21 protein-coding genes are annotated in these 25,450 nt (G+C 72.2%); 13 read left to right on the top strand and 8 right to left on the bottom strand.

Annotated elements, in window-relative coordinates; translation table 11 throughout:
- The first annotated feature begins 3 nt into the window (after window positions 1-3).
- Complete coding sequence (locus tag GVN67_RS14495; protein ID WP_159997144.1) at window positions 4-864, top strand: oxaloacetate decarboxylase; 861 nt, start codon at window positions 4-6, stop codon at window positions 862-864.
- Here the strand turns inward: GVN67_RS14495 and GVN67_RS14490 are convergent, their stop codons facing one another.
- Window positions 865-2,172, bottom strand: a complete 1,308-nt coding sequence (locus tag GVN67_RS14490) for an LLM class flavin-dependent oxidoreductase (protein WP_159997142.1) — start codon at window positions 2,170-2,172, stop codon at window positions 865-867. It abuts the gene before it with no gap.
- 239 nt (window positions 2,173-2,411) lie between these two features.
- Here GVN67_RS14490 and GVN67_RS14485 point away from each other — a divergent pair, with 239 nt between their 5' ends.
- From GVN67_RS14485 to GVN67_RS14475, 3 genes are read left to right on the top strand one after another with little or no spacing between them, the layout of a single operon-like run.
- Window positions 2,412-3,386: a tripartite tricarboxylate transporter substrate binding protein gene (locus tag GVN67_RS14485; RefSeq protein WP_159997140.1), complete on the top strand. Its 975-nt coding sequence runs from the start codon at window positions 2,412-2,414 to the stop codon at window positions 3,384-3,386.
- Between the two features lie 15 nt (window positions 3,387-3,401).
- Window positions 3,402-4,580 (top strand): acyl-CoA dehydrogenase family protein, encoded by a 1,179-nt coding sequence (locus GVN67_RS14480; protein WP_159997138.1) that lies wholly within the window; start codon window positions 3,402-3,404, stop codon window positions 4,578-4,580.
- A gap of 20 nt (window positions 4,581-4,600) precedes the next feature.
- Window positions 4,601-5,728, top strand: a complete 1,128-nt coding sequence (locus tag GVN67_RS14475) for an LLM class flavin-dependent oxidoreductase (protein ID WP_159997136.1) — start codon at window positions 4,601-4,603, stop codon at window positions 5,726-5,728.
- Window positions 5,729-5,774: 46 nt separating this feature from the next.
- On the opposite strand, the gene GVN67_RS14470 is transcribed toward GVN67_RS14475, so the two are convergent.
- Entirely contained in the window at window positions 5,775-6,788 is a 1,014-nt protein-coding gene (locus GVN67_RS14470) for a zinc-binding alcohol dehydrogenase family protein (RefSeq protein ID WP_159997134.1), read from the bottom strand.
- Between the two features lie 99 nt (window positions 6,789-6,887).
- Complete coding sequence (acnA, locus tag GVN67_RS14465; protein WP_159997131.1) at window positions 6,888-9,536, bottom strand: aconitate hydratase AcnA; 2,649 nt, start codon at window positions 9,534-9,536, stop codon at window positions 6,888-6,890.
- A gap of 140 nt (window positions 9,537-9,676) precedes the next feature.
- Here acnA and GVN67_RS14460 point away from each other — a divergent pair, with 140 nt between their 5' ends.
- Both GVN67_RS14460 and GVN67_RS14455 read left to right on the top strand, forming a co-directional pair.
- Window positions 9,677-10,597: an FCD domain-containing protein gene (locus tag GVN67_RS14460; protein WP_159997129.1), complete on the top strand. Its 921-nt coding sequence runs from the start codon at window positions 9,677-9,679 to the stop codon at window positions 10,595-10,597.
- 143 nt (window positions 10,598-10,740) lie between these two features.
- Window positions 10,741-11,733, top strand: a complete 993-nt coding sequence (locus GVN67_RS14455) for a tripartite tricarboxylate transporter substrate binding protein (RefSeq protein ID WP_159997127.1) — start codon at window positions 10,741-10,743, stop codon at window positions 11,731-11,733.
- A gap of 48 nt (window positions 11,734-11,781) precedes the next feature.
- Here GVN67_RS14455 and GVN67_RS14450 read toward each other — a convergent pair whose 3' ends face one another.
- Window positions 11,782-12,753: a tripartite tricarboxylate transporter substrate binding protein gene (locus GVN67_RS14450; RefSeq protein WP_159997125.1), complete on the bottom strand. Its 972-nt coding sequence runs from the start codon at window positions 12,751-12,753 to the stop codon at window positions 11,782-11,784.
- Between the two features lie 230 nt (window positions 12,754-12,983).
- On the opposite strand from GVN67_RS14450, the gene GVN67_RS14445 reads away from it, so the two are divergent.
- Both GVN67_RS14445 and allE read left to right on the top strand, forming a co-directional pair.
- The gene (locus GVN67_RS14445) at window positions 12,984-13,847 is read left to right on the top strand and encodes a fumarylacetoacetate hydrolase family protein (RefSeq protein ID WP_159997123.1); all 864 of its coding nucleotides are present in this window, start codon (window positions 12,984-12,986) and stop codon (window positions 13,845-13,847) included.
- A 77-nt stretch (window positions 13,848-13,924) separates the two neighbouring features.
- Window positions 13,925-14,722, top strand: coding sequence for a (S)-ureidoglycine aminohydrolase (gene allE, locus GVN67_RS14440; RefSeq protein WP_159997121.1), 798 nt, complete (start codon window positions 13,925-13,927; stop codon window positions 14,720-14,722).
- Between the two features lie 60 nt (window positions 14,723-14,782).
- Here allE and GVN67_RS14435 read toward each other — a convergent pair whose 3' ends face one another.
- Together GVN67_RS14435 and GVN67_RS14430 are read right to left on the bottom strand one after the other, a co-directional pair.
- The gene (locus tag GVN67_RS14435) at window positions 14,783-16,309 is read right to left on the bottom strand and encodes a hypothetical protein (RefSeq protein WP_159997119.1); all 1,527 of its coding nucleotides are present in this window, start codon (window positions 16,307-16,309) and stop codon (window positions 14,783-14,785) included.
- Window positions 16,310-16,471: 162 nt separating this feature from the next.
- Complete coding sequence (locus tag GVN67_RS14430; protein ID WP_159997117.1) at window positions 16,472-17,521, bottom strand: Ldh family oxidoreductase; 1,050 nt, start codon at window positions 17,519-17,521, stop codon at window positions 16,472-16,474.
- 334 nt (window positions 17,522-17,855) lie between these two features.
- On the opposite strand from GVN67_RS14430, the gene GVN67_RS14425 reads away from it, so the two are divergent.
- From GVN67_RS14425 to GVN67_RS14405, 5 genes are read left to right on the top strand one after another with little or no spacing between them, the layout of a single operon-like run.
- Window positions 17,856-19,247 carry a HAMP domain-containing sensor histidine kinase gene (locus tag GVN67_RS14425; RefSeq protein ID WP_159997115.1) on the top strand — a complete coding sequence of 464 codons (1,392 nt, stop codon included), beginning with the start codon at window positions 17,856-17,858 and terminating at the stop codon, window positions 19,245-19,247.
- The gene (locus GVN67_RS14420; RefSeq protein ID WP_159997113.1) at window positions 19,244-20,557 is read left to right on the top strand and encodes a sigma-54 dependent transcriptional regulator; all 1,314 of its coding nucleotides are present in this window, start codon (window positions 19,244-19,246) and stop codon (window positions 20,555-20,557) included. The genes GVN67_RS14425 and GVN67_RS14420 overlap by 4 nt, the downstream gene beginning before the upstream one ends.
- Window positions 20,558-20,586: 29 nt before the next feature.
- Window positions 20,587-21,036: a tripartite tricarboxylate transporter TctB family protein gene (locus GVN67_RS14415; protein WP_159997111.1), complete on the top strand. Its 450-nt coding sequence runs from the start codon at window positions 20,587-20,589 to the stop codon at window positions 21,034-21,036.
- On the top strand, window positions 21,036-22,553 hold the full coding sequence (locus GVN67_RS14410) for a tripartite tricarboxylate transporter permease (RefSeq protein ID WP_159997109.1): 1,518 nt from the start codon (window positions 21,036-21,038) through the stop codon (window positions 22,551-22,553). Before GVN67_RS14415 ends, GVN67_RS14410 begins: the two co-directional genes overlap by 1 nt.
- Window positions 22,553-23,182, top strand: a complete 630-nt coding sequence (locus tag GVN67_RS14405; RefSeq protein ID WP_159997107.1) for a DedA family protein — start codon at window positions 22,553-22,555, stop codon at window positions 23,180-23,182. Before GVN67_RS14410 ends, GVN67_RS14405 begins: the two co-directional genes overlap by 1 nt.
- Window positions 23,183-23,189: 7 nt before the next feature.
- Here the strand turns inward: GVN67_RS14405 and GVN67_RS14400 are convergent, their stop codons facing one another.
- Together GVN67_RS14400 and GVN67_RS14395 are read right to left on the bottom strand one after the other, a co-directional pair.
- Window positions 23,190-24,566 carry an ATP-binding protein gene (locus tag GVN67_RS14400; protein WP_159997105.1) on the bottom strand — a complete coding sequence of 459 codons (1,377 nt, stop codon included), beginning with the start codon at window positions 24,564-24,566 and terminating at the stop codon, window positions 23,190-23,192.
- Window positions 24,563-25,234, bottom strand: coding sequence for a response regulator transcription factor (locus tag GVN67_RS14395; protein WP_159997103.1), 672 nt, complete (start codon window positions 25,232-25,234; stop codon window positions 24,563-24,565). The genes GVN67_RS14400 and GVN67_RS14395 overlap by 4 nt, the downstream gene beginning before the upstream one ends.
- Window positions 25,235-25,450 lie beyond the last annotated feature (216 nt).

The following is a 25,450-nucleotide window of genomic DNA, read 5'->3' as shown; positions in this document are numbered from 1 at the left end:
GAAATGTCTGCACCTGAACGCATGCGCGCCCTGCTGGGCGAGCCCGGCCTTGTCGTCATGCCCGCCGTCTGGGACGGGCTGAGCGCCAAGATGACCGCCGCTGCCGGCTTCCGCACGGTCTTCCTCTCCGGCTCCTGCGTCGCGGCCTCGCGCCTCGGCGGGCCGGATCTGGACCTCGTCTCCTTCGGCGAGATGTTCGACAGCTTCAACATGGTGCGCGGCGCGGCGCCGGAGCTGCTGGTCCTGGCCGATGCCGACCACGGCTATGGCAATGCGATGAACGTGCAGCGCACGGTGCGCGCCTATGGCCGCGCCGGCGCCGCCGCGGTGCTGGTCGAGGACAAGATCACCCCGCGCGCCCTGACCGCCGCCGGCAAGCCCTGCCTGCCGCGCGACGAGGCGCGGATGAAGATCCGCGCGGCCGTGCAGGCGGCGAAGGAATCCGGCATCCTGGTGCTGGCCCGCACCGATTGCCGCCCGACCCAGGGCTATGACGAGGCGCGCGCCCGCATCGAGGCCTTCGTCGAGGAAGGCGCCGATATCCTGTTCCTCGATTCCCCCGCCGACGAGGATGAGATCCGCGGCTTCGTCGAGGCCGCGGCTGGCCGCCCGACCTTCGCCGTGCTGTCGCCGGGCGCACCACGCGCGACGCCGGGGCAGCAGCGCGCCGCCGAGCTCGGGCTGAAGATCGGCACCTTCCCGACCGGCATGCTGTCGCCGGTCGCCGCCGGCATCAAGGCGGGGCTGGCCGCGCTCGCCGCCGGCGCCGTGGCCTCGGAAGCGGCGCTGCCGCCGCCGGAGCTGTCGGCCATCCTCGGCTATGCCGATTACGACCGCGACGCGACGCCTTATCGCCTCGGCTGATTATCCGGCCTGCCGCCCCTTCGGGCGCGGCAGGCCGAGATTCTCGCGCAGCGTCCTGCCTTCGTAACCGTCGCGGAACAGCCCGCGCGCGCGCAGGATCGGCAGCACGCCCTCGACGAAGCGCTCGAACTGCGTCGGGAAGAAGGGCGGCATGATGTTGAAGCCATCCGCGGCGCCGGCGCGGAACCATTCTTCCAGCGCATCGGCGATCTGCTCCGGCGTGCCCCAGACGATGCGGTGGCCGCGCGCCCCGGCGACCAGGTAGTAGAGTTCTCTCAGTGTCAGCTGCTGCTGGCGGGCCAGATCCGTCAGCAGCTTGGCGCGGCTCTGCAGCTGGTCGGATTCCGGCAGCTCGGGCAAAGGCCCGTCCAGATCATAGCCCGACACGTCATGCCCCAGCCGGTCCGACAGCAGGCGAATCGCCGCGGCCGGATCGATGCCGCCCTGCAGCTCGGCATAGAGGGCGCGCGCCTCGGCTTCGGTGGCGCCGATCACCGGGCAGATGCCGGGCATCACCAGCAGATGCGCCGGATCGCGGCCGGCCTCCCGCACCTGCCGCTTCAACCCCTGGGTGAAGGCGCGGCCTTCGTCCAGCGTCTGCTGCGCGGTGAAGACGACATCGGCGCTGCGGGCCGCCAGCCGCTGCCCCGGCGCCGAGGATCCCGCCTGGATCACCACCGGATGCCCCTGCGGCGGCCGCGAGACATTCAGCGGCCCCTTCACCGAGAAGTACTTCCCCACGTGATCCAGCGTGTGGAGGGCGCCGGGCTTCACGTAATGGCCGCTGGCCTTGCCCTGGATGATGGCGCCGTCGTCGAAGCTGTCCCACAGCCCGCGCACGACCGACAAAAATTCCTCGGCGATGGCGTAGCGCTCGTCATGCGCCGGGTGCTCGCCGCGCGAGAAATTCGCCGCCGAGCGCGCATAGGAGGTGGTCACCGCGTTCCAGGCCGCGCGCCCGCCCGAGACATGGTCGAGCGAGGCGAAGACCCGCGCCACGTGGAAGGGCTCGCCATAGGTCGTCGAGGCGGTCGCCGCCAGGCCGATATGCGACGTCGCCATGGCCAGGGCCGAGAGCATCACCAGCGGCTCCAGCCGCGCGACGGTGGAGGGATGCGCGTCGGCCCCGGTGGTCAGCCCGTCGGCCAGGAAGACGAGGTCGAATTTCCCGGCCTCGGCCGTCTCGGCGATGCGGCGAATGAGAGAAAGATTTTCGCCGCCGGATTGGGCTTCAGGGTGGCGCCAGCCGGCCACGTGATGTCCCGCCCCCTGCAGGAACAGCCCCAGCCGCATCCGCCCGTCGGTCATTCGTATAATACCCTGCCACCCATCCGATATTCACGCCTGACCGTCGCATGAAAGCGAAGCGGCTGCACCCGTCAATACGGCGCGCGGTGCGGCGAAGGTCTCGCCAGGGCCGGATGGCCCTAAATCGCGCAAGCGAGTCGGGAATTTGTCAATTAACCACCAAGATAATGTGTTGAACTATTGACTCACGCACCGCCTGGGGTCTTAGGTCACCGGACCGACGCTCGCAGGACCGACCCATGCTCCTTCGCCGCCATCTGCTGGGCGCTGGCCTGGCCGCGCCGCTGCTGCTGCGCAACCGGGCCGCCCTGGCCCAGCCGGCCTCGGCCTTCTCCGACCGGCCGCTGCGCTATATCTGCCCCTTCCCGCCGGGGGCGACCAACGACAACATCGCCCGCGTCATGTCGCGCGCGCTGGGCGAGCGGCTGGGCATTTCCGTCGTCGTCGAGAACCGTGCCGGGGCCGGCGGCGCCGTCGGCGCCCGGCTGGTGGCCGAGGCCAGGCCCGACGCGCACACGCTGCTGAACGCCTCCGCCGGCAACCTGGTGATCGCGCCGCATCTCGGCGCCGTCGGCTACGACCCGCTGCGCGACCTGGCGCCCGTGGCGCTGACCGGCGAGGCCTATAGCATCGTCGCCGTGCATCCCTCGCTGCCGGTCAACAGCATCGCCGAGTTGGTGGCCTATGCGCAGCAGAATCCGGGGCTGCTGAACTACGCCTCGGCCGGCATCGGCTCGGCCGGGCATCTGCGCGGCGCGCTGCTGGCCGAGGAAGGCCGCTTCGACGCCGTGCACGCCCCCTTCCCCGGCAGCGCGCACGCGGCGCACAGCGTCGTCGCCGGCGATTGCCACCTGATCATCGATCCGATCGCGGCGCCGCATGTGCGCGCCGGCCGGCTGCGCGGCATCGCGACGCTGGGCCCGGATCGCTGGGACCTGTTCCCCGAGGTGCCGACGCTCACCGAGCAAAACTTCGGCGAATCCTGGCCGAATGGCGGCTGGTTCGGCCTCTTCGCGCCGCGCGGCACGTCAGAGGACGCGATCGCCGAGCTCAACCGCCATTACAACGACAGCCTGGCCGATGCGGCGGTGGATGCCGCGCTGCGCCGCTTCGGCCTGCGCCCCATCGCCGCGACGCCGCGGGAGCTGGCGCGCCGTGTCGCCGCCGACCACGCCGAAAGCGGCGCCACGCTGCGCCGCCTGCGCATCGCCTGAGGAATGCCCGACGCGATGACCGCCCTCGCCCTTGCCAGCCTGCCGCTGGAAACGCCCCCAGGCCCCGACTGGGATGTTCTTGTCCCGAAGCTGCGCGAGGCCGGCGCGCGGCATGACCGCGACGGCAGCTTCCCCTTCGACAATTTTTTGCTGCTGCAGGAAGCCGGGGTGCTCGGCCTGACGGTGCCGGTGGCGCTGGGCGGCCAGGGCGCGGGCCTGGTTGAATCGGCTGATGTCGTCGGCAAGGTTGGCGAGGCCTGCGCTTCCACGGCCCTGGTGCTGGCGATGCAGCTGGGCAAGCAGGCGGCGCTGGCGCGCTCCTCCGCCTACACGCCGGCGCTGCGCGACCGCGTCGGCCGCGAGGCGGTGCAGCAGGGCGGGCTGCTCAACGCGCTGCGCGTCGAGAAGGAGCTCGGCTCGCCGACGCGGGGCGGGCTGCCGGCCACCGTCGCGCGCCGCGTGCCGGGCGGCTGGCGCATCAGCGGCCGCAAGATCTATTCGACCGGCGGGCCCGGCCTCGCCTGGTTCGAGGTGCTCTGCGCCACCGACGAGGCGACGCCGCGCATCGGCACCTTCCTGGTGCCGGCGAAGAGCCCGGGCATCCGCATCGAGGAAAGCTGGGACCAGCTCGGCCTGCGCGCCTCGGGCAGCCATGACGTGATCTTCGACGACGTCGCTGTCTCCGACGACCATGCCGGCATCCTGGCCGTGCCCGGCAAGGGCCCGCCGCCGCGCGAGGACACCCCCGCCGCCTGGAACGCCGCGCTGCTCGGCGCGCTGTATTCCGGCGTGGCGCGGGCGGCGCGCGACTGGATCGCGCTGTTCCTGCATGAGCGGGTGCCGGCCTCGCTCGGCGCCTCGCTGGCGACGCTGCCGCGGGCGCAGGAAGCGCTGGGCGAGATCGAGGCGCTGCTGATCGCCAATGCGCGGCTGATCGCCTCCATCGCCCGCGACACCGATGCCGGCACGCCGCCTTCCTCGATCGAGAGCGGCGCGCTGAAGGTCACGCTGACCCGCGCCGCCGTCGAGGCCGTGCGCATCGCCACGACGCTCGCCGGCAACCACGGCTTCAGCCGCCACAACCCGCTGGAGCGGCATTGGCGCGACGTGCAATGCGGCCTGGTGCATGTGCCGCAGACCGACAGCGCCTGCATCGCCGTCGGCCGGGCCCGCCTCGCCGCCAGCAAACCCTGACCCGCCCGAAAGGTAACCCCATGAGCGTCGAGTTCATCGGCTATGTCGGCCATTTCGATTCGTCGGAGACGCGGCGCCGCAGCGGCCCGGCGATCGACGTCCCCTATATCGAGGCGGTGGCCAAGGCGCATGAGCATGTCGGCTTCGACCGCGTGCTCGTCGCCTTCCATTCGAATTCGGCCGAGAGCATCCTGATCGGCCAGCACATCGCGCATGTGACCGACCGTCTCGGGCTGATGATCGCGCATCGCCCGGGCTTCACCGCGCCGACGCTGGCCGCGCGGCAGCTCGCCACGCTCGACCAGTTCTCCCGTGGCCGCGCCGCGGTGCACATCATCACCGGCGGCAATGATCGCGAGCTGGCGCAGGATGGCGATTCGCTGTCCAAGGACGAACGCTACGCGCGCGCCAGCGAATATCTCGACGTGCTGCGCCAGGAATGGACCTCGGCCAAGCCGTTCGACTACGACGGCAAGTTCTACCAGGTGAAGGGCGGCTTCGGCGACGTGAAGCCCTATCGCGCCGAGGGCATCCCGGTGTTCTTCGGCGGCGCCTCGGAGGCCGCCATCCCGGTCGCCGGCAAGCATGCCGATGTCTATGCGCTGTGGGGCGAGACGCTGCAGCAGACCGCCGACCTGCTCGGCCGCATCCGCGGCGCCGCCGCGCCGCATGGCCGCTCGCCGCGCTTCAGCCTGTCGCTGCGGCCGATCCTGGCCGAGACCGAGGAGCTGGCCTGGGCCAAGGCCGATGCCATCCTGGCCCGCGCCCGCAGCCTGCGCGAGACCGGCGGCAATGGCCGCTCGCCGCACAATGCGCGGCAATATGACGGCAGCGGCTCGGCGCCGCTGCCGCCGAACGAAGGCTCGCGCCGGCTGCTGGAGGCCGCGGCCCAGGGCAAGCGCCTGGACAAGCGGCTGTGGACCGAGATCGCCGCGCTGACCGGCGCCTCGGGCAATTCCACCGCGCTGGTCGGCACGCCGGACCAGGTGGCGGAGTCGCTGCTCGACTACCACGACCTCGGCATCTCGACCTTCCTGATCCGCGGCTTCGACCCGCTGGTCGATGCGATCCAGTATGGCCGCGAGCTGATCCCGGAATTCCACCGCAGGCTGGCCGACCGTGCCGCGACGAAGGTCGCCGCGGAGTAATCCGACACCCCCCGAGCGGTGGGGTCACCACCGCGCGGGAGACACGTCAAAAACCTTCGAGCACGATCTTGCCGCGCGCCTTGCCGCTTTCGATCAGCGCATGGGCGCGCTTCAGGTTGGCCGCGTTGATCGTGCCGAAATTCTCCGCCAGCGTGGTGCGCAGCGTGCCGGCCTCGACCAGCCGCGCCACCTCGTTCAGCAGCTTGCCCTGCTCGTCCATGTCGGCGGTCTCATAGATCGGGCGGGTGAACATCAGCTCCCAATGGATCGAGACCGACTTCCGCTTGAAGCGGTTGACGTCGAGCGTCTCCGGATCGTCGATCAGCGCGAAACGGCCCTGCGGCGCGATCAGCTCGGCGATCTCGGCCAGGTGCTGGCCGGTCTCGGTGGTGGAGAAGACGAAGGCGGGCGCGCCGAGGCCCAGCGCCGCCACCTGCGCGGCCAGCGGCCGGCGATGGTCGACCACATGATGCGCGCCCATCTGCCGCACCCAGTCCTGCGTCTCCGGGCGTGACGCGGTCGCGATGACGGTCAGGTCGGTCAATTGCCGCGCCAGCTGCACCGCGATCGAGCCGACGCCGCCGGCGCCGCCGATGATCAGGATGGCGCGCGCCGCGCCGGGCACAGGGCGCGCGACCTCCAGCCGGTGGAACAGCGCCTCCCAGGCGGTGATGGCGGTCAGCGGCAGGGCGGCCGCCTCGGCGATCGACAGGTTCTTCGGCGCGCGGCCGACGATGCGCTCATCGACCAGGTGGAACTCGGCATTGGTGCCCGGGCGGATCAGCGAGCCGGCATAGGCCACCGCGTCGCCGGGCTTGAACAGCGAGGCCTCGGCGCCGGTCGCGACCACGGTGCCGACGGCGTCCCAGCCCAGCAGCTTCCACGGCCCGGCCTCGGGCGCGACATTGCGGCGGATCTTGGTGTCGACCGGGTTCACCGAGACCGCCTGCACCTGCACCAGCAGGTCACGCCCGCGCGGCTCGGGGCGGGGCAGCTCGATATCGACCAGCGCGTCGTCGCGGTCGATGGCGCCGGGCGCCTGGTAGCCGATGGCCTTCATGGGTCTTGCTCCTGGTCAGCTGACCAGGATTGATAGGCGTCTCGGCCGCCCATGGCGAATGTCGCCCATTCCCGGCGACGGCCGCGGCAGGGAGCGGCGTCACGCGGTGCCGGACCGCGCCTCCCGGCTGCGATCCAGGGCCTGGCGCAGGATCAGCGGGATCATGCCGCCGGCCTGCACCAGCCGGACCTCGCGCGCCGTCTCCAGCAGGGCGATGGCGGTGGCCTGCAGCACCCCGCCGCTGGCCCGGCGCAGCGTCACCGGCACGGCGGCCCGCGGCGCCAGGCCCGCCAGGTCCCAGCCGATCTCGAGGGTGTCGCCGGGCCGCAGGCCCATCGCCTCCGGCTTCCAGGCCGCCGGCAGCCGCAGCGGCAGCACCCCCATGCCGACCAGGTTGGAGCGGTGGATCCGCTCGAAGCTGCGCGCCAACACCGCGCGGGCGCCGAGCAGATGCGCCCCCTTCGCCGCCCAGTCGCGGGAGGAGCCGGTGCCGTAGCGCTCGCCCGCCAGGATCACCACCGGCAGCGCGGCCGCGGCATAGCGGGCGGCAGCCTGCCAGACGGGCAGCACCGCGCCGGTCGGGGCGAAGACGGTGCGCCCGGCCTTCTGGCCCTCGCCCAGGAAATTGACCACCGTGCGGTTGGTGAACAGGCCGCGCAGCATGACCTCCCAATTGCCCCGGCGCGCGGCATAGACATTCAGGTCGCGCGGGTCCTCGCCGCGCTCGACCAGCCAGGCTGCCGCGTCGCTGGCGGCGGGGATGGCGCCGGCCGGGGAGATGTGGTCGGTGGTGATGTCGTCGCCCAGCACCAGCAGCGGATGCGCGCGCAGCACCGCGGCGGCGGCGGGCGGCGGTCCGGGCTTCACGAAGGGCGGGCGCCGCAGATAGGTCGAGGCCGGGTCCCAGGGGAAGCGCGGCGTGGCCGGCGCCGCCAGCGCGGCCCAGCCGGGCGAGGCATCGGCCTCCTGCCCGGCCGCGGCGATATCGGCGGGGTCCAGCCCGGCCTGCGCCGCCGCCTCGATCTCGGCGCTGCCGGGCCAGAGCTGCGCCAGGTGCACGGGCTGCCCGTCGGCCGTGCGGGCCAGGACGTCGCGGGTGACGTCGAGCCCGGCGCGGCCGGCCAGGGCATAGGCGACCACCAGCGGCGGCGAGGCGAGGAAGGCGGAATCCACCTGGGCATGCACCCGGCCGGGGAAGTTGCGGTTGCCCGACAGCACCGCGACCGGCTTCAGCCCGCCCTGCTCCACCGCCGCCGCGACCGCGGGCAGCAGCGGGCCGGAATTGCCGATGCAGGTGGCGCAGCCATAGCCGGCGACGCCGAAGCCCAGGGCCTCGAGGTCGTCCAGCAGCCCGGCGCGGCGCAGCCGCCGCTCGGCCGAGGGCGAGCCCGGGGTCAGCGAGGTCTTCACCCAGCCCGGCACCGCGAGGCCCAGCGCCCGCGCCTTGCGCGCCACCAGCCCGGCGGCGACCAGCAGGGAGAAGTCCGAGGTGTTGGTGCAGGAGGTGATGGCGGCGATGGCCACCGCATCCGCGGGGATGCCGCCGACCGGCTCCGCCCCGGCCAGCGTGCCCACGGCGGCCAGGGCGGCGGCGACCTCGGCCGGGGCCAGCCGGTCCTGCGGGCGGCGCGGCCCGGCGACCGAGGGGCGCAGCCCCGCCAGGTCGAGCGCCAGCACCGTGGTGTAGCGCGGCGTCGCCGCCGGGTCGTGCCACAGCCCCTGGGCACGGGCATAGGCCTCGACCAGCGCGACCTGCGCCGGCGCCCGGCCGGTGGCGCGGAGGTAGGCCAGCGTCTGCCCGTCGATCGGGAACATGCCGGTGGTGGCGCCGTATTCCGGCGCCATGTTGGCGACCACGGCGCGCTGCCCGGCGGTCAATGTCCCCACCCCGGGGCCGAAGAACTCGACGAATTCCCCGGCGATGCCCGCCTGGCGCAGCAGCTGCGTCACCGCCAGCGCCAGGTCGGTGGCGAAGCTGCCCTCCGGCAGGGCGCCGTCCAGCCGGACGCCGATCACCTCCGGCACCCGCAGCGAGACGGGCACGCCGAACATGACGCCCTCCGCCTCGATGCCGCCGACGCCCCAGCCCAGCACGCCGATGCCGTTGATCATCGGCGTGTGGCTGTCGGTGCCGACCAGCGTGTCGGGCACCGCCCAGAGCGCGCCGTCGCGGCGCTCGGTGGCGACCACCGTCGCCAGCCGCTCCAGGTTGATGGTGTGCATGATGCCGGTGCCGGGCGGGAAGACGCGGAAGCCGCGCACCGTGTTGGCCGCCCATTTCATGAAGCGGTAGCGCTCGGCGTTGCGCGCCATCTCGCGCGCCATGTTGATCTCCAGCGCGCCGTGCACGGCCGAGACATCCACCGCCAGCGAATGGTCGGTCGAGGTGGCGACCGGCACCGAGGGGTTCAGCCGCGCCGGATCGCCGCCCGCCTCGGCCAGGGCGTCGCGCAGCGCGGCGATATCGGTCAGGGCCGGGCCGCAGGTGGTGTCGTGCATCAGGATGCGGCCCGGGGCGAAGGGGATCTCCGCCTCGGAACGGCCGGTCGGCAGCCAGTCCAGCAGGGCGCGCAGCCCTGCGGCGCGCACCTCCGGCTCCGGCTGGCGCAGCAGGTTCTCCAGCAGCACGCGGTGCACCCAGGGCATCCGCGCCAGCGCGGGCCCGGCCGCGGCCTGCAGGTCGACGATGCGGCAGCGGCCGAAGGCGCCCTCGATGGTCGAGAAGGCGGTCCCCTGCTGGTCCTGCATGCGGCTGTCTCCCCACCATCCTGCGGCGTCTTGCCAGGGCTTAAGTCTCATATGGCGATATAAAACGAAAGCCCCGATGCGATGGGGGGCGGCGCCGCCTTCCCCCTTCCGACCGGCGGGTCCTGCCGCGATAAGGGGCGATGCCCAGAACGCCTTCCGCCATCGTCCATCGCACCACGGCACGGCTGCTGCTGGAGCATCTGCGCGCGCTGGGCGCCGAGCCCGGGGCGCGGCTGACCGAGGAAAGCCTGGCCGCGGCGATCGGCACCTCCCGCGCCCCTGTGCGCGGCGCTTTGGCCATCCTGGCCGAGGCCGGGGTGGTGCTGCGGGCCGGGCGGCGGCTCGAGCTCCGCCGCCTGCCGGACGACATCAACCAGGCGGTGCCGTTGGAGGCAGGGGGACAGGAGGCCGAGGCCCTCTATGCCGCCCTGGTCCGCGACCGGCTGCGGCGGGCGCTGCCGGAGACCATCGGCTCGGCCGAGCTGATGCGGCGCTACGAGGCGGGGCGCATCCTGGTCAGCCGGGTGATGCAGCAGGTGCTGGCCGAAGGCTGGGCGGAAAAGGCGCCGGCCGGCAGCTGGCGCTTCCTGGCGCTGATCGACAGCCCCGAGGGCCAGGAGGAAGCCTATCGCTTCCGCCGCGCCCTCGAGCCGGCCGCCCTGCTCGATCCGGGCTTCGACCTGCCGCGCAGCGTGGCGGAGCGGCTGCGGCGGGAACAGGCGGCCCTGGCCGGGGGCGGCGCCGAAAGCATGACCGCCCGCCAGGTCTTCGAGGCCCATTCCGGCTTCCACCTGGCGCTGATGCAGGCCTCCAACAACCGCTTCTTCGCCGATGCGGCGCTGCGGGTGACGCGGCTGCGCCGCCTGGTCGGCTATGTCATCGCCGCCGACCGGGACCGGCTGGTCCAGCAATCCACCGAGCACCTGGCCATCCTGGACCGCATCGAGCAGGGCGACAGGGACGGCGCGGCCACGCTGATGGTGCGGCACCTGGATGCCGGCCGCCAGTCCAAGGCCAGGCTGCTGCGCGACGCCCGCTTCCGGCCCGGGCCGGAAGGCTGACGGCAGGCCTTCGCCGGCCACCGTTCCGGACAGGGCCGCGGGCCGCGGCCGGCTGTCGATGGCGCTTCCCATCCGGCGCGAATCGGTCTCCTATGTCGATATAAGACATATCCGGGCGCAGACCCGGGCTGGAGGAGACGCCCATGCCCCATCGCCGCGACCTGCTCCGGACGGCCCTGCTGGCCATGCCGGCGCTGCAGCTGGCGCGCGCCGCCGCAGCCGCCGCCCCGGCCGCCGCGCAGCCCCGCTTCGACACGCTCCGCCTGTTCGTCCCGGCAGCGCCTGGCGGCGGCTGGGACGGCACCGCCCGGCTGATGGAGCGCGTGCTGCGGCAGACCCAGATGGCGGGCAATGTCCAGGTGGAGAATGTCCCCGGCGCCGGGGGGGCGGTGGCGCTGCCGCGCTTCGTCGGCCAGATGCGCGGCCGCGCCGACACGCTGATGGTCAGCGGCCTGACGCAGCTCAGCGCGGTCATCGTCAACAAGTCGCCGGTGTCGCTGGCGCAGACCACGCCGATCGCCCGCCTGCTGGGCGAGACGCATGTGCTGGTCGTGCCGCAGGAAAGCCCGATCCGCAGCCTGCAGGACTTCGTCGCCGCCTTCCGCGCCGAGCCGAAGGCGATGGCCGTCGCCGGCGGGTCGGCCGGCGGCAGCGACCACATCCTGCTGGCGATGATGGCGGCGAGGCTGGGCATCCCGGCCGGCGCCATCAGCTATGTCGCCTTCAGCGGCGGCGGCCCGGCGGTCACCGCGATCGTCGGCAACCAGGTCAGGGCGGGCATCAGCAACTGGAGCGAGTTCCAGCCGCATGTCGAGACCGGGCGCATGCGGGCGCTGGGGCTTTCGAGCGACGACCGCCTGGCCGGCGTCGAGGTGCCGACGCTGCGCGAAGGCGGCGTCGATGCGGTGCTCTACAACTGGCGCGCCGTCTTCGCGCCGCCGCGCATCAGCGAGGACGAGGCGGCCAGGCTGGAAAGCCTGGTGAAGGCCATGGTCGACAGCCCGGAATGGAAAGGCGAGGCGGAGAAGCGCGGCTGGCTGCCGATCTACCTCGCCCGCGCCGATTTCACGGCCTTCCTGGCCGAGGAGGCGCAGCGCGTGGGCGAGACATTGCAGCAGCTGGGCCTGGCCAGCTGAAGGCCTGGCGGGCCGGGCCCCGCAGGCGGCAGGGCCCGGTCCGGTCGGCTATTCCGCCTTGAGGTCGAGCTCGCGCACCTTGGCGCCCCAGAAGTCATACTCCTCGCGGATCGCCCGGGCGAAATCGGCGCGCGGCTGCTCGGCCGCCACCTCCAGCCCGTCGCGCTCCAGGCTGCGGGCGAAGCGCGGGTCGCGGATCGCCTTGTTGGCGGCCGCCTCCAGCCGGCTCATCTCGGCCTCCGGCGTGCCGGCGGGCGCGAAGATGCCGTGCCAGCCCAGGATGACGATGCCGGGCAGCCCGGCTTCCGACAGGGTCGGCACCTCGGGCAGCGAGGGCAGGCGGTGGTTGCCGGTCACCGCCAGCGCCCGCAGCCGCCCCTCCCGCGCCAGCGGCACGGCGGGCGGCGGCGAGGAGAAGTTCATCGTCACCCGCCCGGTCACCACGTCCTGCAGCGCCGGCGCCGTGCCGCGATAGGAGATGTGCTCCATCTGCAGCCCGGCCGCCTCGGCGAAGAGGATGCCGGCCAGGTGGTTGTTCGACCCCACCCCGCCGGAGGAGAAGCTGAACTCGGCCTTCGGCTGCTTCCCCGCCGCGATCAGCGCCGCCAGGCTGGTGACCGGCAGCTTCGGGTCGATCACCAGCACGTATTGGTAGGAGCTGGCCTTGGTGACCGGCGACAGCACGGTGGACAGGTTGATCCGGTCGTTGCGCTGCAAATGCGGGTTGACCACGATATTGGTCGAGACGGCGAAAAGCAGCGTGGTGCCGTCCGGCCGGGCGCGGGCGACGGAGGTGGCGCCGACATGGCCCGCCGCGCCGCCGCGATTCTCGACGACGACGTTCTGGCCGAGCTGCTCCATCAGGATCGGCGCCAGCTCGCGCGCCACGATGTCGGTGCCGCCGCCGGCGGAATAGGGCACGATCAGGGTGATCGGGCGGCCCTGGCTGGCGCCCTGCGCGCGGGCGCGGGTGATCAGGGCGGGGGCGGCGAGAAGCGGCAGCAGATGGCGGCGTTTCATGGTCGTTTCCCTGATGGAGGGCCGGTTCGGACCCATGGGCTGTGGCGGCGCCCGCTGCGGACCCCACCCTGTCGCGGAGCTTGTGCCCTCAGCCGGGTGCAACTCCAGCCCGTTCTGCGGGCGGCCCTCCGAGGGGGGTCGTTGCCTGTCGTCGCATCGCCGCCCGCGGCGCATTGACCCGGGCCTCGTTCCGGCAAGAATACGTCCCAGGGAACAAGGAGGAACGTCGGATGCGGTTGATCGCTTTCGAGCAGGAGGGGCGTGCCCAGTGGGGCGCCCGGGTCGGCGACGAGCTCGTCGCGCTGGCCGATCTGGTGCCGGGCCTGCCGGCCGAGCCCAATGCCGCGCTGGCGGCGCTGAACCTGCCGGAGGGCGCGCCGGCGCTCGCCGCGAAGCTGGAGGCCGCGCCGAAGCGGCCGCTGGCCGGCATCGCCCGCCTGCCCGCGGTGCCGCGGCCGGGCAAGATCATCTGCATCGGCCTGAACTATGTCGAGCATGCCAGGGAGGGGAACAACCCGATCCCCGACTATCCGGCGGTCTTCCTGCGCGGGCCGAGCTCGCTGGCGGCGCATGGCAGCGCGCTGCTGCGGCCCAGGGCCAGCCACAAGTTCGACTATGAGGCGGAGCTGGCCATCGTCATCGGCCGCCGCGCGCGCCACCTGACGGAAGCGAACGCGCTGGCGCATGTCGCGGGCTACACCTGCATGAACGAGGGTTCGCTGCGCGACTTCCAGCGCAAGTCGACGCAATGGAGCATGGGCAAGAACTTCGACCGCACGGGCGGGCTGGGGCCGGAGATCGTGACGCCCGACGAGCTGCCGCAGGGGCCGAACGCGCTGCGCATCAGCAGCCGCATCAACGGCCGCACCCTGCAGGACAGCAACACCGCCGACATGATCTTTTCGGTGCCGCGCATCCTGGCAATCCTGACCGAGGTGATGACGCTGGAGCCCGGCGACGTCATCGCGACCGGCACGCCGAGCGGCGTCGGCTATCCGCGCCAGCCTCCGGTCTTCATGCAGCCCGGCGACACGGTGGAGATCGAGATCGAAGGCATCGGCATCCTGTCCAACAGCGTCGAGGACGAGGCCTGATTTTCATGGCGCGGGGTGGCTGTCGCGCTGGCCCGCGCCATGCTTCCATGCCGGCCGCACCTGGATGGAGAGACCCGATGCAGCCGCATGCCCTGAAGCTTCCCCCCGGCCGGCTGCTGCCGGGCGCCATCGGGCTGAACCGCGGCGTGGTGCGCCCGAACTACGCCTTCCTGCCGCCCGAGGGCGTGCTGAAAAGCCGCCTGCCGAATTACGAGAAGACCGCCGCGCGCTTCCTGGCCGCCCCGGTGCTGGGCGCCCGCTTCGCGCAGTTCGTCCTCGAGATCGAGCCCGGCGGCGGCAGTCTTTTTCCGGTCACCGAAGCCGGTATCCAGCACTTCTACTACGTCCTGTCGGGCGAGGTGACGCTCGGCGTGGGCGACCTCGGGACGAAGACCGTCGATGCCGGGGGCTTTCTCTACGCGCCGCCGGGCGTGCCGCTGACCATCCGCAACGCGGGCGCTGGCCAGGCCCGCGTGCTGGGCCTGCGCAAGCGCTACGAGGCGATCGACCTGCCGCCGCCGGGGCCGATCCTGTCGCATGCCCGCGACGTGCCGCGCACCAACCACACCGGGCTCGAGGGCCGCGGCTTCCAGCACCTGCTGCCCTTCGGCGACCTGGCCTTCGACTTCGAGATGAACCTGATGTGGTTCGGCCCCGGCACCTTCTTCCCCGCCGTCGAGACCCATATCATGGAGCACGGCCTGTACATGCTGCAGGGCCAGGGCCTGTATCTGCTCGGCACCGACTGGCACGAGATCTGGCAGGACGACTTCATCTGGATGGGCGCCTATTGCCCGCAGCAATTCTACCCGACCGGGCCGGATGACGCCGCCTACCTGCTGTACAAGGACGTCAATCGCGACGTCGCGCTCTGACGCGATACCGGCCTACGGCTGCCGCCCGCAGGCGCGGGGCGGCAGACGACCTCGCTCCTATCAGGAAGAATAGAAAGGATCGGTGCCGAAGACCTCGAGATAGCGGCCTTCGTTCAGGCCGAACTGCAGGAAGTGCTGCAGCGGATTGATGCCCGCCTCGCGGACATCCGTGTTCAAGGTCAGGTACCATCCCGTGTCGAAATAGCCCGAGGGATCGAGGTTCCGCGTCGGCCAGTTCGCATTGTAATGCGCCAGCGGCTCAACCCCTGCCGCCTGGACGTCCGGATAGAGGGAAAGGTATTGGTCGACGTCGAAATAGGCGTTCGGATCCCGGCCTTCCCGCCAGCCGGTCTCCAGGTAGTGGGACCGGGCATCGACCCCCGAGGCCGCCACATCCGGGTTGCTCATCAGATAGAATTGCGCGTCGAAGCCATCCTCGATGACCGGCCCCGCGGCGCGGGCGACAGGCCGCCGCTCCTCGATGCCATTCGCCAGGTAGTGGCTCAGCGGATCGAGGCCGGCAGCGGCGACATCCGGATTGCGGGCGAGATAGAATTGCGCATCGAAGCCGATGCCCGGGTCACGGCCCTCCCCCCGGCCATGCTGCTGATAATGCTCGAGCGGGTTCACGCCGGCGGCAGCCACGTCCCGGTTGGCGGCCAGATAGGCGTTGGTGTCGAAATAGGCGTTGGGGTTCCGCCCCTCCCGCCATCCCGATGCATCGTAATGCTCGGCCGGATCGAGCCCGGCATTCCAGACATCGGTATAGTAGCGCCAGTAGCGCACGTCATCGACCAGGACATCGCCTGTCCGGGTCAGGTCGATGGTGCCATCGGTGAAGACCAGACGCTCCACGTCGTAGAGGTGGTGCGCCCGCATCTCGTCGGTGGAATACGGCGCGCCCAGGCGGTCATCGGCGATGACGTGGCGCGTGGAAATCCGGCTCGGCGCCCAATTGGCCAGGGTGCTGTCGAAGATGACCTCGTCCAGCCCGTCGCCTGCCTCGATGCGCTCCGGCCCATGCGTGATGACGAAGCTCTCATCCGCGGCCGTGCCGATCACCCTGAGGAACAGGCTGCTGCTGGCATAGGGGAGATTGGCGAAGGTATCATCCGCCGTCAGGAGATACTCGACCGCCTCGGCGGGCCGCCCGGCCAGCGGATCGTAGCGGATCTCCAGGAAATAGGTCTGCGCGCCCGTATCTTCCCCGGCGGGCAGGCTGAAAGACAGCGACAGCCCCCTGTCATCCGGCGCGCCCTCCGCGACACTGACGAAGTCACCGCCCAGCGCATAGCCCAAGCTGAAGCTCAGCCCGGGCCACAGGTCGGGTTGCCCCGAAAGCCCGCCCGGCGGGTCATGGGATATGAGGCGGAAGACGTAATCCTGCCCTTCCTCCAAGGCCGCGATGCGGAACACGTCCACGTCGCCGCCGGCATTGGCGGCCGCGATCGTATAGGCGGGGTAGATGCCGGCGGGTTGGCGCACCAGACGCAGGCCGGTCAGGTCGAAGGCCGCATCGATGGTGTTGCCGACGGTGTCCTGCATGACGTTGTCAGTCGTGCGGATGAAGGCGTAATTGAAGGGCATCTTCGTGCTCCTTGCGTTCTTGTCGTTTCCAGCCTGCTGCATTTCCACCGAGCCTGCAAGGCAGCGGGACGCGGCGGAATCCCATGCTGCGATCGCCAGGCTCCGTGGCAGCCGGTCGGGCGCAGCAGCGGCTGCGCTTCCGCCGTCGCTTCCCTCGCCGCGTCAGGCGAATGGATCGCCGTCCTGGCCGAGCGCCCCGGCCAGGACCCTGAGCGCGGCGCGGGTGTCATCCGGCAGCAAGATCCCCTCGCGCCGCTGCCGTTCTTCCGAACGGGCCTCGATCTCGCCGGGATGGAAGATCTCTTCGACGCCCTCGGCGCGGGGCACGGCTTTCAGCCCGGCGACCAGGGCCTGCATGCGGGCATGAAAGTCGTCCAGCGGCAGAAACCGGGAAATGTCGAGGGCGATCATCAGCTGCCCCGCCCCGCTGCGCCCTTCGGCGCGATAGGGACCGACGACCCCCGCGCCGAAGACGCCGCCCGGCAGCACGCCCGCCAGCACATCCATCATCACCGCGATGCCCGATCCCTTATGCGCGGCCATCGGCAGGATGATGCCCTCGATGGCGGCGGCAGGGTCGGTGGTGGGGCGGCCCCCGGCGTCCAGCGCCCAGCCGGGCGGAATGGCCTCGCCGCGCTTCTGCGCCAGATAGACCTTGCCGCGCGCCACCCCGCTATTGGCGATGTCCAGCACCATCGGCGGCCGCCCCTCGCCCACCGGCGCCGCCCAGGACCAGGGGTTGTTGCCGACCTTCTTCTCACGCCCGCCCCAGGGGGCCATCGACGGGCTGGCCGTGGTGGTCAGGAAGCCGATGCAGCCCGCCGCCGCGACCTGGCGGGTGAAATACATCGCCGTGCCGAAATGGCCGGAATGCCGCAGCGCCACCACGCCGACGCCATGCGCCCGGGCCCGCCGCACCGCCTCCGCCACGGCGAAGCCGGCCATCACCTGGCCCATGCCGTCGCCGCCATCGACCACGGCGATGGCACCGGCATCCACCACCAGCCGCGGCGCCGCCCCGGCCTTGCAGGCGCCGCTCTGCAGCCGCGCGACATACCAGGGCAGCCGCATCACCCCATGCGACTGGTGGCCCCAGAGATCGGCCTGCACCAGCGTGTCGGCGCAGAGCGTGGCCGCGGCCTCGTCCAGCCCGGCGCGGCGGTAGCTTTCGGTGGCGAACGCCAGCAGCGGCGCGGCGGCGATGGCGGTCATCCGGCCAGGCTCCTCCCCTTCTGCCGCCATCCTGCGCGCTCGCGCGATGTTCGGAAAGCCGGACATCGGCCGCCGCCGGGGTCCGCCGTCGCGAACGTCGCCGCCGCGCCTGCGTCAGGGAAATCCATCCGGAACAGCGCCTTATAAACCGAAGGAAGACTGGCAGGGCGCTTGCTGAAGACAGCGCATGACCGGCGCCGTCCCCCTGCCCTGCCTGGCTCCCCGCCTTCGCCGCCCGGCGACGGGTGGACGCGCGCGGGTGGTCGCCACCATCTCGGGCAGGAAGCGCGCCCACCCCGAGGCGCGCCCCGCCAGGGAGCGCAGGCACCGCCGCATGAGGCCGATGTTCAGAAAGCCCACCACCATCGCCGTCCGCCTGCCCCTGCTGGTCGGGCTGGCGGTCTTCCTCTCCGCCATCGGCACCACCCACCTGGCGCTGCGCATCACCGAGCGGGAACGCGACCGCGAGGCGCAGCGCCTGGCCGGGGTCTATGTCGACAGCCTGGCCGGGCTGACCCTGCCGCTGATCCGCAGCGGCGACCTGGCCGGGCTGGTCGCCACGCTGGAACGCGGCATGGGCTTCCAGCGCGGCGTCAGCGACCTGGCCATCGTCGTCGCCGACCCCGAGGGCAAGCCCCTGGCCCGGGTCGGCCAGCCGACCGAGGCGCCGCCGATGGCCTTCGGCCTGACCCGCGCCCATTGGTCGCCCAATCCGGAGGCCGACACCGCCTGGCTGCAGCTGGAGCTCGGCGAGGACGGCAAGGTCGAGGCGCTGATCGCGGCGCAACTGGCCTTCCCCGAGCAGGCGGCGCGGCACCGCCGGCTGATCTGGCGGCTGACCCTGTTGGATGCGGCGCTGGCGGCGGCGGCGGCGGGGCTGTCGATGCTGTTCGCGCGGCGGATGATGCGGCCGATCCTGGCGGTGACCCAGGCGCTGCAGCGCGCCGGCCAGGGCGGTTTCTCCCCGCTTCCCGCCGACTGGCGCGATGCCGAGGCCGCCGGCCTGGCGGAGAGCTTCAACACCATGGCCGCCCGCCTGCAGGAGCGCGAGGTGCTGGCGGCAAGCCTGGCCGAGCGGGAACGCGCCGCCGTGCTCGGGCGCCTGGCGGCCAGCCTGGCGCATGAGGTGCGCAACCCGCTGGCGGGGATGCTGACCGCGCTCGACACCATCCGCCGCTTCGGCGACGCGCCGGAGCCGCGCGGAAGGGCGCTGGACCTGGTGGAGCGGGGCCTGCGCCAGATCGAGGCCGTGGTGCGCGCGACGCTGGCCAGCCACCGCCAGGATGACGAGCGCCGCCCGCTGATGGCCGAGGACCTGGAAGACCTGAAGCTGCTGGTCTGGCCCGAGGCGCAGCGCGGCGGCGTGCGGCTGGGCTGGCGCATCGAGCTGCCGGTGCCCTTTGCCACCGACGCGCTGCGCCTGCGCCAGCTTCTTCTCAACTTCCTGCTGAACGCGGTCGCCGCCACGCCCGCCGGGAATACCGTGTCGCTGGCGGTGCGCATGCAGGACGGCGCGCTGGAGGCCCGGGTCGAGGACGAGGCCGGCGGCCTGCCGCCCGATGCCGACCGTCGCCTGTCCGGCGAGCCCGATGCCGAAGGCGGGCTGGGGCTGGAGATCGCCGGCAAGCTCGCCGTGGCGCTCGGCGCCCGGATCGCGACGGCGCCGCGCCCGGGGGGCAGCTGCATCACCGTGACGGTCCCGCCCCGAACGGAGGCCGTGGCATGAGCGCCCCGTCGCGGTCCGTCGTCCTGATCGAGGATGACGAGGTGCTGGGCGATGCCCTGGTGCAGCGGCTGACGCTGGAAGGTGTCGCCACGCATTGGGCGCGCAGCCTGCGCGAGGGCGAGGCGCTGCTGCGCCGGCACCGCCCCAACCTGATCGTCAGCGACATCCGCCTGCCCGATGGCAGCGGCGAGGCGCTGCTGATGCGGCTGATGCCGGAGCTCGGCGGCACGCCGATCATCGTCATCACCGCGCATGGCGACGTGGCCCAGGCGGTGCGCCTGCTGCGCGCCGGGGCCGACGACTACGTCGAGAAACCCTTCTCCGCGCAGCTGCTGCTCGACAAGCTTGCCGCTCTCTCCGACTGGGCGCCGCCGGCGCCGCCCCCCACGGGCGAGGCCGGATGGCGGTCGCCGGCGATGCAGCGGCTGCGGCGGCATCTGCTGAAGCTCGGACAGGTCGACAGCACCCTGCTGCTGGCCGGCGAGAGCGGCGCCGGCAAGGAGGTCGCCGCCCGCCACCTGCACGAGGCCAGCCGCCGCGCCGACAAGCCCTTCGTCGCGGTGAACTGCGCGGCGATCCCCGAGGACCTGCTGGAAAGCCAGGTCTTCGGCCATGAGCGCGGCGCCTTCACCGGCGCGCTGACCCGGCAGGTCGGGCTGGCCGAGCAGGCCGGCCAGGGCACGCTGTTCCTCGACGAGGTCGCCGAGCTCGGCGCTGCCCCCCAGGCCAAGCTGCTGCGGCTGCTGCAGGAGCGCTGCTTCACCCGATTGGGCGGGCGGGAAACGCTGCCGCTGGGCGCGCGGCTGGTCGCCGCCAGCAATGCGGATCTGCGCGCCCGCGTCGAGGATGGCCGCTTCCGCGAGGATCTTTTCTTCCGGCTGGCCGTCGTCGAGCTCACCGTGCCGCCGCTGCGCGAAAGGCCGGAAGACCTGGGCGAGCTCGCCGCGCATTTCCTGACGCATTTCGCCCGCAGCTTCGACCGGTCCGAGCCGCAGCTCAGCGCGGAGGGCTTCGATGCGCTGCTGACCCACCCCTGGCCGGGCAATGTCCGCGAGCTGCGCAACCGCATCGAGCGCGCCATGGTGCTCGCCGAGGGCCCGCGGCTGGAGCCGGCCGACCTGTTCCCCGAACGCCGCGCCATGCCCGAGGCGCCGCTGTCGCTCGCCGCCGCCCGCGATGCGGCCGAGCGTGCGCATATCCGCAGGGCTTTGGCCCGCAGCGGCAATCGCCTGGGCGACGCGGCGCAGCTGCTCGCCATATCGCGCACCACGCTGTGGGAGCGGATGAAGCGGCTCGGCCTGAAAAGCTGAGCCGCGCCCTACCCCCTGGAGGACGTCTGTTGAAAGCAACCAAAGACTGGGCCGACATCATCGGCGGCCTGCTGCTGCTTGTGGGCGGCATCTGGTTCATGAGCATGGCCGCCGGCCAGTCGATGGGCACGCTGCGCCGCATGGGCCCGGGCTACATGCCCATGGCCATCGGCGTGCTGGTGGTGCTGTTCGGCCTGCTGGTCGCGGTGCCGGCGCTGTTCCGCGGCGGCGCCCTGCCGGTGCCGGAATGGCGGCCCTTCGTCACCATCTGCCTCTCGGTGCTGGCCTTCGCCCTGGTCGTCGAGAAATTCGGCCTGGTGCCGGCGACCGTGGTGCTGACCGTGGTCGCCGCCTTCGCCGAGCCGCGGCTGAGGCCGCTGCAATTGCTGCTGCTCTGCGCGGCGCTCTCGGCGATCGGCGTCGGCGTCTTCGTCAAGGGCCTGGGGATTCCCGTCGCCGCCTTCCGGTGGCCCGTCTGATGGAAATGCTCGGCAACCTGGCGCTCGGCTTCAACGAAGCCTTCGCGCTGCAGAACCTGCTCTACTGCTTCGCTGGCGTCTTCCTCGGCACCTTCATCGGCGTGCTGCCGGGGATCGGGCCGCTGGCCACCATCTCGATGCTGCTGCCGCTGACCTTCCACGTGCCGCCGACGGCCGCGCTGGTCATGCTGGCCGGCATCTATTACGGCGCGCAATATGGCGGCTCCACCGCCTCGATCCTGATGAACCTGCCGGGCACGCCGGCGGCGGCCGTGGTCTGCCTCGACGGCTATCCGATGGCCAAGCAGGGCCGCGCCGGCGTGGCGCTGTTCATGACCACCATCGCCTCCTTCGTCGGCAGCACCATCGGCATCATCATCCTGACCGCCTTCTCCCCGGCGCTGGCCGATGTCGCGCTGGCCTTCGGCCCGGCCGACTATTTCTCCATGATGCTGCTCGGGCTGATCGCCGCCGCAGCGCTGGCCCAGGGCTCGCCGGCCAAGGGCATCGCCATGGTGCTGCTCGGCCTGGCGCTGGGCATGGTCGGCACCGACGTGCAGACCGGCGCGCAGCGCTTCACCTTCGGCATCCCGCAGCTGTCCGACGGCATCAACCTGGTGGCGCTGGCCATGGGCCTGTTCGGCGTCGCCGAGGTGATCAGCTCGATCAACCGCATGCGCGCCGTCGCCCGGCAGAAGCAGGAGCGCATCACCCTGCGCTCGATGATCCCGACCCGCGACGATGTGCGCCAGTCCTGGCGCGCGATGCTGCGCGGCAGCGGCGTCGGCTCCTTCTTCGGCACGCTGCCCGGCGCCGGCACCACCATCGCCGCCTTCATCGCCTATGCCATCGAGAAGCGCGTGGCGCGCAAGCCGGAACGCTTCGGCAAGGGCGCCATCGAGGGCATCAGCGCGCCCGAGGCCGCCAGCAACGCCTCCGCCCAGACCGCCTTCATCCCGACGCTGACGCTGGGCATCCCGGGCGACGCGGTGATGGCGCTGATGCTGGGCGCCATGATCATCCAGGGCATCCAGCCCGGCCCCCGCCTGGTCGCCGAGCATCCGGAGCTGTTCTGGGGCCTGGTCGCCAGCTTCTGGATCGGCAATGTCCTGCTGGTCATCCTGAACATCCCGATGATCGGGCTCTGGGTGCGGATGCTGCGCATCCCCTATGGCATCCTCTACCCCTCGATCCTGCTGTTCATCTGCATCGGCGTCTTCAGCGTCAACAACAGCGCCTTCGACGTGCTGATCGTCATGATCTTCGGCGTGGTCGGCTATGCCATGATGCTGCTGCGCTTCGAGCCGGCGCCGCTCGTGCTCGGCTTCATCCTCGGCCCGTTGATGGAGGAGCATCTGCGCCGCGCCATGCTGCTGTCGCGCGGCGACCCCATGGTCTTCCTGTCGCGGCCGATCAGCGCCAGCTTCCTGGCGGTGACCTTCGCGCTGCTGGCCTGGTCGCTCTATGCCGCGATGCGGGCACAGCGGAAGGCGCGGCTGGCCATGGCGGCGGGCTGATGCTGCCGGGGGCGGAGACGCTGCTGGCCTGGGTCGCGGCGCATGCCGCCTGGGCGCCGGCCGCGGTCTTCGCCCTGGCCTTCGCCGAATCCCTGCCGCTGCTGGGCTTCTTCGTGCCCGGCTCGGCGATCCTGCTCGGCGTCGGCGTGCTGATCGCGCTCGACGCCCTGCCCGCGCTGCCGGTCATGCTGGCGGCCATGGCGGGCGCCGCGCTCGGCGACAGCAGCGGCTTTCTTCTCGTCCGCTGGCTGGGGCGCGGCGCGACCCTGCGCTGGCTGCCGGCGCGCGGGCGGCGGCTGCAGGCGCGCTCGGTGCTGATCTTCCGCCGCTGGGGCTGGTGGGCGGTCTTCCTCAGCCGCTTCTTCGCGCCGATGCGGGCCTTCGTGCCCGTCATCGCCGGGCTGTCGGGCATGTCGATGGCGCGCTTCCAGAGCGCGAACATCCCCTCCGCCATCCTCTGGGCGCCGGTGGTGCTGCTGCCGGGGCAGGTCGCCGCCTGGGCCGCCGGCGCGCTGGACGGCCGCGCCTGGCTCGTCGCCCTGCCGGTGCTGGCGCTGCTCGGCCTGCTGCTGCTGGCCCGCCGCCGCGGCCAGAGCATGGTTGATCGCGTGATTCAGGCTTTTCGATGAGGCCATCTCAAGCCATCCCGCGCTCCTCCGCCAGCGGCAACGCCAGGCGGAACAGCGCGCCGCCGCCGGGCGCATCGCCCACCGTCACCGTGCCGCCATGGATTTCCGCCGCGCGCTGCACGATGGCGAGGCCCAGCCCGGCGCCACGCCGCCGCGCCGCCTGCCGGCGCGAGCGCCAGAAGCGGCGGAACACCAGCTTGCGCTCGAAATCGGCGATGCCGGGGCCGCTGTCGCCGACCTCGACCCGGCCATCGGCGGTGACAGTCAGCCGCACCGTGCCGCCTTTCGGCGAATGGCCGATGGCATTCTCCAGCAGGTTGACCACGGCCTGGGACAGCGCCTCCTCCTCGGCCAGGATCATCACCGGGACGGCGGGCGTCGCGCAGTCCAGCGTGACGCCGCGCGCCTCGGCCAGCGGCGTCAGGTAGTCGGCCAGGTCCCCGGCCAGCAGCCGCAGGTCGAGGCGGCGGTCGGGCCGCAGCGCGCGGTCGTCCAGCGCGGCGATGGTCAGCAGCTGGCCCACCATCCGCTCCAGCACGCCCAGGTCGCGCTCCAGCGGCGCCGCGGCGGCGCGGTCCTGCACCAGGTCCAGCTGCGCCTGCAGCACGGCCAGCGGCGTGCGCAGCTCATGCGCCGCATCGGCGATGAAGCCGCGCTGCTCGGCCTGGGCGGCCTCCAGCCGGGCCAGCGCCTCGTTGAAGGTGCGCAGCATCGGCAGCAGCTCGCTGGGCACGCCGGCCTCGCGCAGCCGCCCGCCGGCGCCGCTGGCGGCGATCGCCTCGGCCTGCTCCGCCAGGTCGCGCAGCGGCCGCTTCAGCCGCTGCAGCAGCCACAGCATCGCCAGGCACAGCACCAGGAAGACCGGCAGCACCAGCCAGGCGACGTCGCGCACGAAATCCGACGCCGCGTCGTCCAGCAGCACATCCGGGTGCTGCAGGTCCTCGGCCACCTGGATCGACAGCGCCTGGCCGTCGATCACCGCCGGGATGGCCAGCCCCCGCCAGTCGCGCCCGACCCGCTCCAGGGTGAAGGCGCGGGCCTCCTCGCCGGGGCCGGGCAGCTTCAGGGGGGCGGCGGTGTTGGCGCCGAGCAGGAAGCGGCCATCGGCATCGACCACGGCGAAGGCGGCGCGGCCATAGGCGGGGGAGAAGGCGGCGGCGACATCGGGCGGCAGCTCCAGCCGCCAGCCCTCGGGGGCGTGGTCCAGGTGGCGGATGATCACCTCGGCGCGGCCGGTCAGGGCGCGCTCCTCCAGCTGGCGCAGCGCCTCGGCATTGCGGCCGGCCAGCAGCACGATCAGCATCACCGCGGCCGTGGCCAGGCTGGCCAGCAGCGCGATGGCGGCGCCGCCGGTCAGCGAGGCGGGGGCGGCGCGCCGGCTCATGCCGCCTCGATCCGGTAGCCGGCGCCGCGCTCGGTGTGGATCGCCAGCCCGCAATCCAGCGCCGCCAGCCGGCGCCGCAGCCGCGAGACATAGACCTCCACCGCATTCGGCCCGACGGCGCGGTCGAAATTGCTCAGCGCCGTCTCCAGCCGCGGCTTGGCGACAAAGTTTTCTGGCGCCCGCAGCAGAAGCTCCAAGACCATCATCTCGCGCCGGGGCAGCGGCTGGATGACGCCGTCGATGGTCAGCCGCCGCGTCGCCGGCTCCAGGCACAGCCGCCCGAGCGTCAGCAGCGTGGAGGCCGGCACCGCGGCGCGGCGGCAGGCCGCGGCGATGCGGGCCACCACCTCCTCCAGCGCGACCGGCTTGATCAGATAGTCGTCGGCCCCGGCATTGAGCCCGGCGACGCGCTCGGTGAGGCGCGCGCGAGCGGTCAGCAGCAGCACCGGCAGCCGCGGGTCGCGCCGGCGCAGCGACCGCAGCAGGTCGATGCCGTCGCCGTCGGGCAGGCCGAGGTCGAGCAGCATCGCCTGGTAGCCGATGCTGGCCAGCGCCGCCTCGGCCTCCGCCGCGCTGGCGACATGGTCGACGGCCCATCCGGCACGCGCCAGCCCGGTGGCCAGCAGCCCGGCCAGGCGGGGATCATCCTCGGTCAGCAAAATCCGCATCTCTTTCAATGCCTAGCCCAGCATGGCCCGGGAAGGAAGGCAGAGAAAAATCTGAAAAACCTGTCAGCAGAATGACAGGTTGCGCCGCCAGACAGGTCCTCGCCGCCACGGTGGCCGGCCCGGGCGCGCCGGGCAGGACGGCGGGCCGGCCATGACCCTCGACATCCCCATGGCCGGCCCTCCACGGCGCTCCGCCCCCCGGAGCGCGCCCTGCCC

It is taken from the genome of Roseomonas sp. 18066, from assembly GCF_902706185.1.
Taxonomy (GTDB): domain Bacteria; phylum Pseudomonadota; class Alphaproteobacteria; order Acetobacterales; family Acetobacteraceae; genus Pseudoroseomonas.
This window is presented reverse-complemented; position numbering and strand designations above follow the sequence as displayed.

Excerpts from the sequence above, each read along its gene's own strand:
- acnA (WP_159997131.1), bottom strand. The coding sequence starts at position 9,536 with ATGCAGGACCAGCAGGGGACCGCCTTCTCGACCATCGAGGGCGCCTTC.
- GVN67_RS14475 (WP_159997136.1), top strand. The coding sequence starts at position 4,601 with ATGAGCGTCGAGTTCATCGGCTATGTCGGCCATTTCGATTCGTCGGAG.
- GVN67_RS14490 (WP_159997142.1), bottom strand. The coding sequence starts at position 2,172 with ATGACCGACGGGCGGATGCGGCTGGGGCTGTTCCTGCAGGGGGCGGGA.
- GVN67_RS14460 (WP_159997129.1), top strand. The coding sequence starts at position 9,677 with ATGCCCAGAACGCCTTCCGCCATCGTCCATCGCACCACGGCACGGCTG.
- GVN67_RS14395 (WP_159997103.1), bottom strand. The coding sequence starts at position 25,234 with ATGCGGATTTTGCTGACCGAGGATGATCCCCGCCTGGCCGGGCTGCTG.
- allE (WP_159997121.1), top strand. The coding sequence starts at position 13,925 with ATGCAGCCGCATGCCCTGAAGCTTCCCCCCGGCCGGCTGCTGCCGGGC.
- GVN67_RS14400 (WP_159997105.1), bottom strand. The coding sequence starts at position 24,566 with ATGAGCCGGCGCGCCGCCCCCGCCTCGCTGACCGGCGGCGCCGCCATC.
- GVN67_RS14450 (WP_159997125.1), bottom strand. The coding sequence starts at position 12,753 with ATGAAACGCCGCCATCTGCTGCCGCTTCTCGCCGCCCCCGCCCTGATC.
- GVN67_RS14480 (WP_159997138.1), top strand. The coding sequence starts at position 3,402 with ATGACCGCCCTCGCCCTTGCCAGCCTGCCGCTGGAAACGCCCCCAGGC.
- GVN67_RS14435 (WP_159997119.1), bottom strand. The coding sequence starts at position 16,309 with ATGCCCTTCAATTACGCCTTCATCCGCACGACTGACAACGTCATGCAG.
- GVN67_RS14420 (WP_159997113.1), top strand. The coding sequence starts at position 19,244 with ATGAGCGCCCCGTCGCGGTCCGTCGTCCTGATCGAGGATGACGAGGTG.
- GVN67_RS14485 (WP_159997140.1), top strand. The coding sequence starts at position 2,412 with ATGCTCCTTCGCCGCCATCTGCTGGGCGCTGGCCTGGCCGCGCCGCTG.
- GVN67_RS14455 (WP_159997127.1), top strand. The coding sequence starts at position 10,741 with ATGCCCCATCGCCGCGACCTGCTCCGGACGGCCCTGCTGGCCATGCCG.
- GVN67_RS14425 (WP_159997115.1), top strand. The coding sequence starts at position 17,856 with ATGAGGCCGATGTTCAGAAAGCCCACCACCATCGCCGTCCGCCTGCCC.
- GVN67_RS14495 (WP_159997144.1), top strand. The coding sequence starts at position 4 with ATGTCTGCACCTGAACGCATGCGCGCCCTGCTGGGCGAGCCCGGCCTT.
- GVN67_RS14470 (WP_159997134.1), bottom strand. The coding sequence starts at position 6,788 with ATGAAGGCCATCGGCTACCAGGCGCCCGGCGCCATCGACCGCGACGAC.
- GVN67_RS14430 (WP_159997117.1), bottom strand. The coding sequence starts at position 17,521 with ATGACCGCCATCGCCGCCGCGCCGCTGCTGGCGTTCGCCACCGAAAGC.
- GVN67_RS14410 (WP_159997109.1), top strand. The coding sequence starts at position 21,036 with ATGGAAATGCTCGGCAACCTGGCGCTCGGCTTCAACGAAGCCTTCGCG.
- GVN67_RS14405 (WP_159997107.1), top strand. The coding sequence starts at position 22,553 with ATGCTGCCGGGGGCGGAGACGCTGCTGGCCTGGGTCGCGGCGCATGCC.
- GVN67_RS14445 (WP_159997123.1), top strand. The coding sequence starts at position 12,984 with ATGCGGTTGATCGCTTTCGAGCAGGAGGGGCGTGCCCAGTGGGGCGCC.